Origin of the sequence: Shewanella benthica KT99, assembly GCF_000172075.1 — a bacterium.
Taxonomy (GTDB): domain Bacteria; phylum Pseudomonadota; class Gammaproteobacteria; order Enterobacterales; family Shewanellaceae; genus Shewanella; species Shewanella benthica_A.
Window position 1 is genome coordinate 33,104 of sequence record NZ_ABIC01000009.1, and the last position, 12,165, is coordinate 45,268.

The 12,165-nt window shown below is 45.6% G+C and carries 13 protein-coding genes; 8 read left to right on the forward strand and 5 right to left on the reverse strand.

Going from position 1 to position 12,165, the window contains the following annotated elements:
• Positions 1-5: 5 nt before the first annotated feature.
• The 4 genes from yajC to KT99_RS22240 all read right to left on the reverse strand — a co-directional run bounded on the left by yajC (position 6) and on the right by KT99_RS22240 (position 2,948).
• Positions 6-332: a preprotein translocase subunit YajC gene (yajC, locus tag KT99_RS05865; protein ID WP_005497982.1), complete on the reverse strand. Its 327-nt coding sequence runs from the start codon at positions 330-332 to the stop codon at positions 6-8.
• Between the two features lie 32 nt (positions 333-364).
• Positions 365-1,489: a tRNA guanosine(34) transglycosylase Tgt gene (gene tgt, locus KT99_RS05870; RefSeq protein ID WP_005497985.1), complete on the reverse strand. Its 1,125-nt coding sequence runs from the start codon at positions 1,487-1,489 to the stop codon at positions 365-367.
• Positions 1,490-1,687: 198 nt separating this feature from the next.
• Positions 1,688-2,725 carry a tRNA preQ1(34) S-adenosylmethionine ribosyltransferase-isomerase QueA gene (gene queA / locus KT99_RS05875; protein ID WP_005497987.1) on the reverse strand — a complete coding sequence of 346 codons (1,038 nt, stop codon included), beginning with the start codon at positions 2,723-2,725 and terminating at the stop codon, positions 1,688-1,690.
• A gap of 64 nt (positions 2,726-2,789) precedes the next feature.
• Entirely contained in the window at positions 2,790-2,948 is a 159-nt protein-coding gene (locus tag KT99_RS22240) for a hypothetical protein (RefSeq protein ID WP_005497989.1), read from the reverse strand.
• A 166-nt stretch (positions 2,949-3,114) separates the two neighbouring features.
• On the opposite strand from KT99_RS22240, the gene KT99_RS05880 reads away from it, so the two are divergent.
• Together KT99_RS05880 and KT99_RS05885 are read left to right on the forward strand one after the other, a co-directional pair.
• Entirely contained in the window at positions 3,115-3,708 is a 594-nt protein-coding gene (locus KT99_RS05880) for an acyl carrier protein phosphodiesterase (protein ID WP_005497991.1), read from the forward strand.
• A 118-nt stretch (positions 3,709-3,826) separates the two neighbouring features.
• Positions 3,827-4,480, forward strand: coding sequence for an RluA family pseudouridine synthase (locus KT99_RS05885; RefSeq protein ID WP_040571657.1), 654 nt, complete (start codon positions 3,827-3,829; stop codon positions 4,478-4,480).
• A 93-nt stretch (positions 4,481-4,573) separates the two neighbouring features.
• Here KT99_RS05885 and KT99_RS05890 read toward each other — a convergent pair whose 3' ends face one another.
• Positions 4,574-4,966, reverse strand: a complete 393-nt coding sequence (locus KT99_RS05890; protein WP_005497994.1) for a hypothetical protein — start codon at positions 4,964-4,966, stop codon at positions 4,574-4,576.
• A gap of 341 nt (positions 4,967-5,307) precedes the next feature.
• Between KT99_RS05890 and KT99_RS05895 the strand changes: the two genes are divergently transcribed.
• The 6 genes from KT99_RS05895 to KT99_RS05920 all read left to right on the forward strand — a co-directional run bounded on the left by KT99_RS05895 (position 5,308) and on the right by KT99_RS05920 (position 12,133).
• Positions 5,308-6,588: a glycosyltransferase family 4 protein gene (locus tag KT99_RS05895; RefSeq protein ID WP_005497995.1), complete on the forward strand. Its 1,281-nt coding sequence runs from the start codon at positions 5,308-5,310 to the stop codon at positions 6,586-6,588.
• A complete protein-coding gene (locus KT99_RS05900; RefSeq protein ID WP_005497996.1) occupies positions 6,575-7,771 on the forward strand; it encodes a hypothetical protein in 1,197 nt (398 codons plus the stop codon). The genes KT99_RS05895 and KT99_RS05900 overlap by 14 nt, the downstream gene beginning before the upstream one ends.
• The gene (locus tag KT99_RS05905) at positions 7,768-8,616 is read left to right on the forward strand and encodes a hypothetical protein (RefSeq protein ID WP_005497997.1); all 849 of its coding nucleotides are present in this window, start codon (positions 7,768-7,770) and stop codon (positions 8,614-8,616) included. Before KT99_RS05900 ends, KT99_RS05905 begins: the two co-directional genes overlap by 4 nt.
• The gene (locus KT99_RS05910; protein ID WP_005497998.1) at positions 8,609-9,565 is read left to right on the forward strand and encodes a glycosyltransferase; all 957 of its coding nucleotides are present in this window, start codon (positions 8,609-8,611) and stop codon (positions 9,563-9,565) included. The genes KT99_RS05905 and KT99_RS05910 overlap by 8 nt, the downstream gene beginning before the upstream one ends.
• 71 nt (positions 9,566-9,636) lie before the next feature.
• Positions 9,637-10,899: a glycosyltransferase family 4 protein gene (locus KT99_RS05915; RefSeq protein ID WP_232504257.1), complete on the forward strand. Its 1,263-nt coding sequence runs from the start codon at positions 9,637-9,639 to the stop codon at positions 10,897-10,899.
• Between the two features lie 64 nt (positions 10,900-10,963).
• The gene (locus KT99_RS05920) at positions 10,964-12,133 is read left to right on the forward strand and encodes a glycosyltransferase family 4 protein (protein ID WP_232504258.1); all 1,170 of its coding nucleotides are present in this window, start codon (positions 10,964-10,966) and stop codon (positions 12,131-12,133) included.
• Positions 12,134-12,165 lie beyond the last annotated feature (32 nt).

Below are 12,165 nucleotides of genomic sequence, written 5' to 3' on the forward strand. Positions count from 1 at the left end.
TTGGCTTAAAGTGACTTAATAGAGCCTTTAGGCAATATGGCCGCTATGTAATCCTTTTTAATCGTAATTTCAGATGTTTCATTGATTGTCAGTAACACATAATCATTTCCTTCACTGATTTTAGCAATCTTACCTAAAATACCACCACTGGTGAGCACCTCGTCACCTTTGCTCAATGAACCCATTAAGTTCTTTTGCTCTTTGACGCGCTTAGACTGCGGGCGGAAAATCATGAAATAGAATATCAGGCCGAATATAACCAGCATGAAAATTAACTCCATGGTGCCACCAGTTGCTGAGGCATCTGCAGCGTACGCATTTGAAATGAACATAGTTTTCTCTTCTTATTTAGCAGTAGTTAAAATTAATCGAATAATTTAGGAACTTCACGACCTTGACTGGTATAGAACTCCTCAACGAAGGCGTCTAATGTACCTGTCTCGATTGCACCGCGCAAACCTTGCATCAACCTTTGGTAATACCTAAGGTTATGAATGGTGTTTAAACGAGCACCCAAAATTTCATTACAACGATCTAAATGGTAAAGATATGCCCGTGAATAGTTCTTACAGGTATAGCAATCACATTTAGCATCGAGTGTGGCAGTATCATCACGATGACGCGCATTGCGTATCTTGATCACACCTTCACTGGTAAACAGATGGCCGTTGCGGGCATTACGTGTTGGCATCACACAATCAAACATATCGACACCGCGGCGCACACCTTCAACGAGATCTTCTGGCTTACCGACCCCCATCAAGTATCTAGGTTTATCAGTAGGGATTTGAGGACAGACATGCTCTAAAATACGATGCATATCTTCTTTAGGCTCACCGACTGCTAAACCACCGACTGCATAGCCGTCAAAACCTATATCGACTAACCCTTGTAAGCTCTCATCACGCAGGTCTTCATAGACACCTCCTTGAATGATGCCAAACAGAGAGTTAGGGTTTTCTAACTTATCGAACTCATCACGTGAACGTTGAGCCCAACGCAGTGACATCTGCATCGATTTACGCGCTTCATCTTCTGTGGCTGGATACGGTGTACATTCATCGAAAATCATCACCACATCACTGCCCAACGAGTTCTGGATCTGCATCGATTTTTCCGGGTCCAGAAAAATCTTATCACCGTTGATTGGTGAACGAAAATGCACACCTGCTTCGGTGATCTTACGGATATCACCTAAACTGAATACTTGAAATCCACCTGAGTCGGTTAAAATTGGACCTTGCCAATTCATGAAGTCATGCAGACCACCATGCTTACGCATGATCTCTTCGCCCGGACGCAGCCATAAGTGGAATGTATTACCTAAAAGGATTTCGGCGCCAGTCTCTCGCACCTCTTCCGGTGTCATGCCTTTGACTGTGCCATAGGTACCCACAGGCATGAAGGCTGGAGTCTCTACTGTACCACGGTCAAAAATCAAACGGCCGCGTCTGGCACGCCCATCTGTTGTATCTAATTCAAATTTCATGATTACACCTCGCCAGATAAACAGTCTGACTCATAATTGCCTGCACTAAGCTAAATAATCGGTACAAGCTAACATTAAGACTAGAGATAAGGGCAAACAACTGAGTATCAACCCTGTATCGTTAAAAATGCACAAAAAATAGCAGAAAAAAATACCCACCTCATCTTGTGGGTGGGTATTTTAAAACAATTTTCGAAATCAGTTCGCTTTTTTAGTCACAAACATGGCGTCTCCATAGCTAAAGAAGCGGTATTTTTGCGCGATCGCGTGTCGATAGGCGTTTTTTACCTCATCGAAGCCGGCAAAGGCGCTGAGCAACATGATTAAGGTCGACTCGGGCAGATGAAAGTTTGTCACCATGGCATCGACCACTTGGAACTCATATCCGGGGTAGATAAAGATGTCGGTATCACTGCAAAATGCTTCCAGCTCAGCAGAACTTGCCTTAGCCGCACTCTCTAATGAACGCACCGATGTTGTACCGACGGCAATAACACGTTTTCCATTCGCTTTAGTTTGTCTGACTTTGTCGACAACCTCTTGAGTGACTTCGGCCCACTCAGAATGCATTTTATGCTCGAGGATATTGTCAACTTTTACCGGCTGAAAGGTCCCTGCGCCAACATGCAAGGTCACAAACGCGGCATCAACACCTTTATCTGCCAACGCCTTTAACATCGCATTGTCAAAATGTAATCCTGCAGTCGGTGCGGCAACGGCCCCCGGAGTCTTATTGTAGACGGTCTGATAACGCTCTTTATCAGCATCTTCATCGGGGCGATCGATATAGGGCGGCAAAGGCATATGCCCTACATCTTCGAGCACTTCGAGTATGGTTTTGTCCGACAGGAGTTTAAGCTCAAACAAGGCGTCGTGACGGGCAAGCATGATCATCTCATAGCCTCCATCTAAACAGATAATCGAATCGACCTTAGGGGATTTCGAACACCTAACGTGGGCCAATATGCTTTTATCATCGAGCATACGCTCGACTAATAGCTCCAACTTGCCACCGGTCTGCTTCTTGCCAAACAGTCGCGCCGGGATCACCCTGGTGTTGTTGAACACCATAAGATCGCCAGGATTGACCATATTGAGAATATCAGTAAATCGCTTGTCTGTGACCTGACCAGTATTGCCATCTAAAGAAAGTAGTCTCGACGCGGTACGTTCGGCGGTAGGGTATCGAGCAATAAGCTCATCAGGAAGTTCGAAAGAATAATCGCTCACACGCATGGTTGGTCTCTGCTTAACATAAATCCGGCGCTAGTCTATTAACAGAGACAGAGAAGATCAAGGTTCAGTTACTGCTTTTACCTTCTTCCAAGGTGTTGGACTGCTCATCGATATCAAAATCTTCCTTGCGGTAGCTATGCTGCTCGTAGGGAATATCTATTTGCACACGCTTTCGCTGAGATTGCTCTTTCTTGGGAAATACTTTAGATAACCAGTTCCACATCTTCCTTGACCCTTAAACCGATAATTGATGAGAATATAATCAAAACGATGCACATCCTTAAGAAGTCACTCTAAAATCAATTTAAATTAGAGAAAAACTATCTTAGCATCCGAGCACATGATAACGTAAAATTTGAGTTATCACCAAGAAAATTAACAACAACGTCATGAACTTCCTTGCACACTTACATCTTGCCGATAACAGTAAAACCAGTCTCGCGGCTAATCTTGCTGGTGATTTTGCCAAAGGCAATATAGCCAATTATCCTAAACACCTACAGCAAGGGATCTGGATACATAGACAAATTGACCAGCTCACAGACAGTCACGAACTCACCAAAGACTTAGTCGCTAAATTCCCCAAGAGTTTAACCAGAGCCGCGCCTATTATTGTCGATCTGGCTTTCGACCATATGTTGGCGAAATATTGGGAAGAGTATCACCATCTCACTCTGCAACAATTTGCCGAAAATGCTTACGATGCCATCGATGCTTGTGAACGCTTGCCAGAAAAGCTCAAACAACTCGCGCCGAAGATCCGCAGCGAAAATTGGCTTAGCGCATATAGAAGCAAAAAAGGTCTCCATCGAACCATTAACTCCGTCGCTCAACGCATCTCTAAGCCGGAAATTTTCCAAGGTGCTACCCAAGCGGTCGACAAGCTGGATATTGAGATAGAGATTGCATTTAGAACATTCTATCCTCAACTGATGGCCTACAGTAAGATTTGGGCTCGTAAGACCCCGGCAGAATACTTATAACGGGCTTTAGGGCTTTAGGGCTTTAGGGCTTTAGCAGCATAAAATCAGCTAAAAAGTTAGGCTTAGCAATTCTCAACTGGACCTGTTTTTGCTAGAATTCGCCGCTACAGGAGAACTCATGCAGATATTCACTTACGCCCCCCCTTCGGTCCCTTGGTTAGATATACGCTATCGAGACCGAGATATACTCGTGATCAATAAACCTTCGGGTCTACTGTCTAATCCCGGCCGTGCAGAGAATACCTACGATTGTGCGCTCACTCGTTTACTGCAGCGCTACCCTGAAACTATACTGGTACATCGTCTCGATTGTGCGACTTCTGGCATTATGGTTTTTGCGCTAAATAAGAAGGCCGAGTCCAATATCAAGACCCAATTTCAGAATAGAATGAGTAAGAAAACCTACATTGCTGAGGTTCGTGGATTATTAAGCCAAGATCAAGGCGTGATAGAACTGGCAATGAAAGCCAATAAAACCCGGCCGCCACTGCAAGAGATAGCCGCAGATGGCAAAGCCTCTAAGACCTATTACAAGGTGCTGGAGCGCAGAGAAAACAGGACCTTAGTAGAATTAAAACCCGTGACAGGAAGGACACATCAACTCAGACTTCATATGCTGGCTATAGGCCATCCAATATTAGGCGATGACTTTTATGGCGATAAAGAGGTAATAGCGGCTTCAAGCAGGCTTAGATTGCATGCAATGTCATTGAGCATCAGGCATCCCTTTTCGGCTAAAGAGATAACATTCAAGAGTTCTCACCCTTTTTAATCGGTCCATTTCAGCAAGATAGCCCTGATTCAACATGACCATGAGAGGCATAAGCATGAGTCCTTCACACTAAATACCAGTTCCATTATTAAGTTATACCGCTTTAGCCGTATAGTAACACTCGCTGGCATTACAAAAATGCAGTGAATTATCATCAGTTAACAAAAAATATTCACCAAAAATATTTCCGCCTTTATCTTCGAGTTTTAAGCCTTGCTCAGTCTGAGTGCATATCATAACATCTAAGCTATGACAGCCATCGCTTGACCAAGTCTCTAAATAAATTTTATCGTCCTGCCTATAAAGCGTTAATCTGTTTGAAGTGCCATCAATCCATCGACCAATGATGCCACGAGCCTCTAAGTCTTTATCTTGCCAACCTAAGCGTTTTCGCTTATCTACTACTGACATTTTAATCACCTTAAGTAATTCTCTGTTTTCTGTAGGGCGATCTGGGTATTGTATGACTTCAGCCACTGAGCTCATTTTCAATTAACTCCATTGAAACTAGACATGTTAACGATTTGCGCACACTTCGAGCTAAACTGATATTAAATAACCACAAGCTAGTTACCACTCAGTTTAGCTCAATAACTGACTAAAAGTGTAAACCATTTACACCATAAAAACGCGATCTAAATCACTTTTTATGCAAAATATTGGCTAATACTTACCCAGTCGCTCATTCATTCGATTTTATGACCTGAAAAGAAAGTGATGAGCATGATGTTCACCAGATAAACAAAGGTAGCACTGTCTTCCTATCTGCCGTATTGGCAAGCTCCATGCAATAACTCAGCATTCCTAAAGCAAAAAGGATAGCTGGCATGCAAAAGGCAAATTATGCAGTCACTCACTCGCATAGTCGTATGCAGAATACAAATACCCATGAATTACATGTTATCTGGATAAATAAACATGCGGATTTTGTTGGCGGAGCGGAGCGCTATATCTACGATACCGTGAAGGCATTAGCTGAAAAAGGCATTAAATCAACTCTGTTATATCAGTTAGACGGAAAAATCCATCCTAGATTCACTCATGTATTTAACAGTGTCTATCCCATCACAGAGCTTAAAACACAACTAAAAAACCAAGCCGCCACGCTTATTTATCTCCATCAACTAGACCATGTACAAGATATAGAGACTTGCGTTAACAGTGGTATTCCCAGTATTCGTTTTTATCACGACCATAAGCTCTTCTGCCTTAGGGAGCACAAATACACCACCATAGGCCTCAACACTTGTCAGCGCAAAACGGGGCCAGCCTGCTATGCCTGCTTAGGTTTTATTGGTCGAAATACCCAAGATAAATTTACCCTGAATCGACTGGGTAATTTGCGTGCTCAACAACATAGTAATCAAGATTTAGCTGGGTTTATTGTTGGATCACAATATATGTCACAGGTCCTCAAGCAACATGAGTTTGACGTTAATAAAACCCATGTGATCCCGCTATTCACCACCTCCAACATCGCAACTATCAAGCCATCACAGCCCAGATACTCGAACCAATTGCTCTACGTAGGCAGCCTGACGCGGGGAAAAGGCGTCGACCTCTTATTAGGTGCAATTGCTAGGCAGAATAAGCAGGCTAACTTACTGATCTGCGGAGAAGGTCCGCAAAAAGTGGAGTTACAACAACTCAGCCAAAAACTTGGCATTGAAACCAGAGTGGAATTTAAGGGCCAGTGTCATCCAGATACATTGGCCCAATACTACCAACAAGCATCGGCACTGGTGATCCCGTCTCGCACACCAGAAACATTTTGTTTGGCTGGTATAGAGGCACTTTCCTACGCCTGCCCCGTAATCGCAACCCGTGTCGGCGCTATCCCAGAGTGGTTACAAGATGGAGTGAACGGCACTCTAGTAGAGAGTAATAATGTTTTCGCACTCAGCGACGCTATTGAGCAGCTGCTGCTACATCCTCAAACGACTCAGGGCCATGCCCTGCATGCTCAGCAAGTTATTATGCGGCAATACAGTATAGAGACTCATATTAACCAGCTGCTACAGGTTTTTAACCATGTCCTCAAGGAAAATTCAAGCCACACCATCACGGCAAGGTCAATCACAGAAGGGAGCAGCCATGTTAACCATTAAACACGTCACTCTGCTACAAGATCCCCAAGCGGAAGCCTTTTGCCAAGATGTACTGACACAGGTGTGCGCTACCGTCGCGAGATATCTGGATAAAAACCAAGTCTGCGCCTTAGTCTTATTAGGCGGTTATGGCCGCGGTGAAGGAGGATTGATCTCGCACCCTGTGAGTGGCCGGCTCTATCCACACAATAATTTCGATCTGCTACTGATCCTTAACCAGCAGATAAATGCACATCCACAGCTAAAAAAGTCTATTAATCAGGCGTTGCAGCCTATTAGCCAGCAAGCTGGGCTGGGAATTGATATCTCTTTTACCACCCGAACTAAGATGCGTAATGCGGCTTGCCGCGTGATTTGGTATGACATGCGACACGGTCATCGAACCTTGCTAGGGGATGAAGATTTCGTGCCGTCATTAAGCCAACATACGCTACAGAACATCCCGGCTTGGGATGCACGAAACCTCTTGATTAACAGGGGGTCTCTCTTACTTATCAATCGATTCTTGTTGGCTCAAAACGAACCCGAACGTTATCGTTCTACCATCATTAAACATACCATGAAAGCGATCATTGGCTATGGTGATGCACTCTTGTTCTCCCTGGGGAAATACCATTGGTCTTATGCAGAAAAACAGCTGCGTATGGCAAATGAAACCAGCATAGAACCTGAGTTCAAACAGCTGTATCTAGAGGCAATGAATTTTCGCTTTTCTCCCAGTTATACTCGGTTTCAGGATATCAGTCTCACAGCCTGGAACGAATCCATAATAACCGCCTTGCAGCCTGTCCATCTGCGCTGTGAGCGCCAGCGTCTGAACAAACCGAATCTCACCTGGACAAGCTACCTTAAATACGCAGCCAGTGATGCCTTTTGGCATAACGACAACCAGGTTAAGAATCTGCTGAAGCGAACTCTGGGTCGACTAATGGTGGAAAGAAGGAAGACGCCAGGGCTTGCCATTATCCAACAGCCTTCTCCCTGGACCTATCTGGCATTGACTCAAGCTGAAAAACTGCCGCTGTGCTTTCCTTATGTGCTCTATCGCCAAGGGAAGCAAACAGAAAATTCTACCGATACCCTGACCCGGCGCTACCTTAAAAACTGGCAGGACTTTGTGGATGCTAACCTAAGTAACCTACTGGACGGCTTAGGCTTGTCTTTGGAGGAGGCCAACTTATGATTTATCTCAGTGCAGATATTCATCACGCCAGTTTGCGAACGGGCAATCAAGCCCATTGTGATATCTCAGAGCTAGGCACAGCAAAGTTATTTCTTCAGCGTATCGAACAGGCGCAAGTTAAGGTAACGTGTTTTATTACCGGTCGCTGTTTCGTCGAAGAATGGGCCGATACACGGGTGTTATGCATGAGTGATTGGGTTGAAATTGGCGGCCACACCTGGAGTGGGTTTACGCCACAGATTTGGCACCGCATCTGTAACAAGCTATTAGGCAGCTATAACGGCCCACACTGGTATCAATATTTAGATACTCTAGGCACCATCAAGATCATCGAAAGCAAGACTGGTAAACGGATATCCTGCTGGCGAAACCACATGTATATGCACGGTCCCCATACCGACAGAGTCTTGAGCAAACTCGGGATCAAGCTGTGCTCCGATGGCGTAAAACGCAACAACTTTCAGCCCCTAGAATCCAAGCATGGAATTTATAACTTCCCTATCAACATCATTCCTGACCATGAGCACCTCTATCACGCAGAGCGCACCCCCGAATGGGTCGAACACTGGCAAAAACGTTATTCATGGTCCGATGATTTTGGCAGCCAAAGCTACTATATCCGCGAATGGACAGAGCGGGTGTTAAGCCAACTGAAAAGTTGTGCAGCTCAGGGGCTTGATGCCAACTTATTGATCCACCCCATCACCATGTACTTATGTGACAAGTTTCAATGCTTCGACAAGATACTCGACTACATCAGTACACAAGAGACGGCTTGGCTCAGTGACTCAATCCCAGTCCCTCACCCCTCGCAGGACTTCACAGAGGAAACTCGCCATGCCTGAATCATCCTCACAAGACCATAAGAAAGCAAAAATAGTCACGTCCCTTAATTTCAGCGGCCCCAAAATCGCCATCATCATGCGCTCAAAAAACTCAGCTTGGGTCATTGCCAACACGCTTGCGGCGCTCCATTCACAAGATTTCCAAGATTATGATTTGATTCTCGTAGACTCAGGATCGACAGATACAACCCTGGAAATCGCCAGCTTTTACGACTGCCAACTGATCCATATAGAGCCAGGCGATTACTACCCAGGTAAGGTGCTCAATCAGGCCATTGAGCAATGTCAGGCTGATATCGTGGTTTTTCTCAACTCCGACGCCGTATTACTGAGGGACGACTCCCTGTCTAATTTACTCGATGCATTTAATGATCCCGACACGGTGGCAGCATTCGGCCGTCAGCTCCCCCGCCCCGAAGCCCATCAATGGGTAAAGCGCGATTATGCCACCAGCTTTCCAGCAACAGGCACTCCCCCAAGCTGGATCACCCTGTCTCTACCCTTTGCCGCCATTCGCCGACAATATTGGCTACAACATCCTTTCTATGAGGATGTCTGGGCATCTGAAGATACTGAATGGGGGCATTGGGCGCAAACTTGCGGATACAAATTAGCCTATGTCCCCCTGGCACTAGTTATGCATTCTCATAATTACACGCTAAAACAACTGTACGGTCGACGGTTTGTGGAGGGAGAAGCGGATGCGTTTATCTATCATAAAAAACATAAGTTTATCTCAGCCTGCGCCAATTTTGCCAAAGGATTTATCCACGGCTGTTATCACCACATCATCACCGCTGACTTAGCTGGGCTGCTCGCCACTCCATGTCGAGCGTTTGTCTACCACTGGGCATATTATTCCGGCTTACGCTGGGGTAACACCCGGATTAGCCAGCAGTTAAAAAATGATTCGACAGGTCAACGAGCCGTGTTATCCCGATACCAGTGATCTTAAATCTTGAATACTTTCAGAAACTCAGAGAGATGCCTACATGGCGCAAGTTATATCAGGGACCTAATATGAAAAATCGCGACAAATATCCTATCGCTCAAGTCATGCGTAGATTCCATATAAAGGAATGGGGCGGCATGGAAGGTGCCGTCTGGAATACCAGCCTGGGCTTAAAACAACAACATCACATCAATAGCCATATTTTGTGTACACAAGCACTCAATAGCGTTCCATCAGAGGTGATAGATAACATCCCTATCGAACGCTTTCGCTACCATTACCCTTACATAGGGTTAACCAAAGAAAAGAGGCTAAATCTGGATAAAAAAGGGGGCAATCCCTACTCTTTCTCCCTTAGCCAGAGACTATTGAAAGGTGAATTTCGTTTATATCATTGCCACACCATGCAGCGTATGGCTGCTATGGTGCGATATGCAGCCAGGCGGCGTGGACTCCCCTATGTCATCTCCTTACACGGCGGTCAATTTACGGTTCCTAAGAGCGAAATAGACAGCCTGAGCAAACCTTTGCAAAACACCTTCAATGCCGGTAAGGCTCTCGATCTGCTTCTGCAACCGCAGAAAGTATTGACCGATGCCAGTGGCATCATCTGTATTGGCTACAATGAATACCTAAAAACCCAAGCATGCTTCCCTGATAAACCGGTAATTTATTTGCCAAACGGAGTGAACTTTAACCATTTCTCAACACCGGTAAGCCTGGATGTACACCAACATCTGCACATACCCAAGGGCCGAAAATTACTGCTCTCCGTCGGGCGTATCGACAGTCAGAAAAACCAATTGATGCTTATCGACTTGCTCAGCCGGTTACATGCTAAGGGAGAGACTCAGTATCAACTGATATTGGCCGGCCCGGTGATCCAGTCAAGTTACTTGAGTCAATTACTCAGACGCATAGAGCACACTAGACTGCAGGCCCATGTCACGATTATTCCAGGCATTGAGCCCGATAATGAATTGCTGCCAGCACTCTATCAACAATCGTCCTGCTTCTTACTCGCTTCCACTCATGAACCCTTTGGCATTGTGGTATTGGAAGCATGGAGCGCCGGATTACCTGTGGTTGCCAGTCGTGTTGGCAGCTTAGTTCACCTGATCAGGCACAATCATGATGGCTTGCTTTTTAATCCAGACAACCTGGACTCACTGCAGGCGAATGTCAGCAAGGTATTGAACTCACCATCCTTGGCGACACGTCTGAGCGAACATGGGCTTGCTCGAGTTGCAAGCGAATACTGCTGGCCTCAGCTTGTCTGCCATTTAGAGGCATTTTATCGAACCGTAGAGAACTGGCATTACAGTAAGTAGCGAATTTCAGGTGGCAGGCTCTTAAACCAGTTCCATAGATAAGATATTAACAAGAGGGATGGATATGCGTCTTATATTTAGTGCTTGCGGCTTCGATTGCGGCAAATCAGGCATTTCTCAATATATGCAAAATGTGGTGGCTGAATTACTCAAATCACATCATGTTACTGTGTTAATCAATAACAGCGATCAACCGTTCTGGCCCATTGAACACCCCAGGCAAACACTCGTGGTACTCCCGTGGTATTTAAACCACCCCATCGCCAATATGGTTTACCACACCTGGATACTGCCTCACAGCCTCAAGCAACGACTCAAGACTAACCATTATGATGCGCTTATTTTACCGGCTGCCAACCGCCGAGTATTGAGTCATTATCCCTTACCTACGGTTGCCACGTTTCACGATTTGTCCCAATGCTATATCGCCAATAAATACGATATTCTTCGTATGCACTACATCCGTCACCTTATCCCAAAATTTCTGCAACCCATAGCGAGTCCCTACCGGCCTCATCTCATTGCCGTGAGTGACAATACCCGTAAGGATATGGAAACGTTTCTGCACATTCCGGCTCATCATATCAGTGTGTTACACAATGGATACGACAAGAGTCTGTTCAATGAGCAACAACCTCGGGATTTAGCCCAACGCTTGAAGCGCCTGCAGCTTAAACCGGATTACCTGTTATATGTCTCGCGTATAGAACATCCGGGCAAAAATCATATCGGCCTGATTCAAGCGTATGAAAAGCTGCCCGAGACAATACGTAACAAGCACCCCTTGGTGTTTGTCGGTAGTGCCTGGTCTGGTGCCGAAGTGGTATTTAAACGCATTGCCGACTCACCTGCAGCAAACTCCATTAGGGTACTTGGTTTTGTTGATAGCAGCGATCTGCCTAGCCTGTATCACGGCGCTGCAACGACTGTGATGCCCTCACTTTATGAAGGGTTCGGACTCCCTCTGGTGGAAGCAATGGCATGCGCCACACCTGTGGCTTGCTCTAATCGAGGGGCGATGCCGGAAGTAGTGGGAGAGGCAGCCCTTTGTTTCGACCCGGAAAGTTCAACAAGTATTGCCCAATGCCTAGGAAAAATACTCACACAGCCGTCTTTTCAGCAAGAGCTGATCCGGCGGGGACTCGAGCGGGTAACCGCGTTCGACTGGGGAGTTCATACCAGAATGTTACTCAATACGTTAAGCAACAAGCAGGAAAAAATGAACACTCAATAACGTAACCAAGTCTCAAAAACAACCGAGACAAG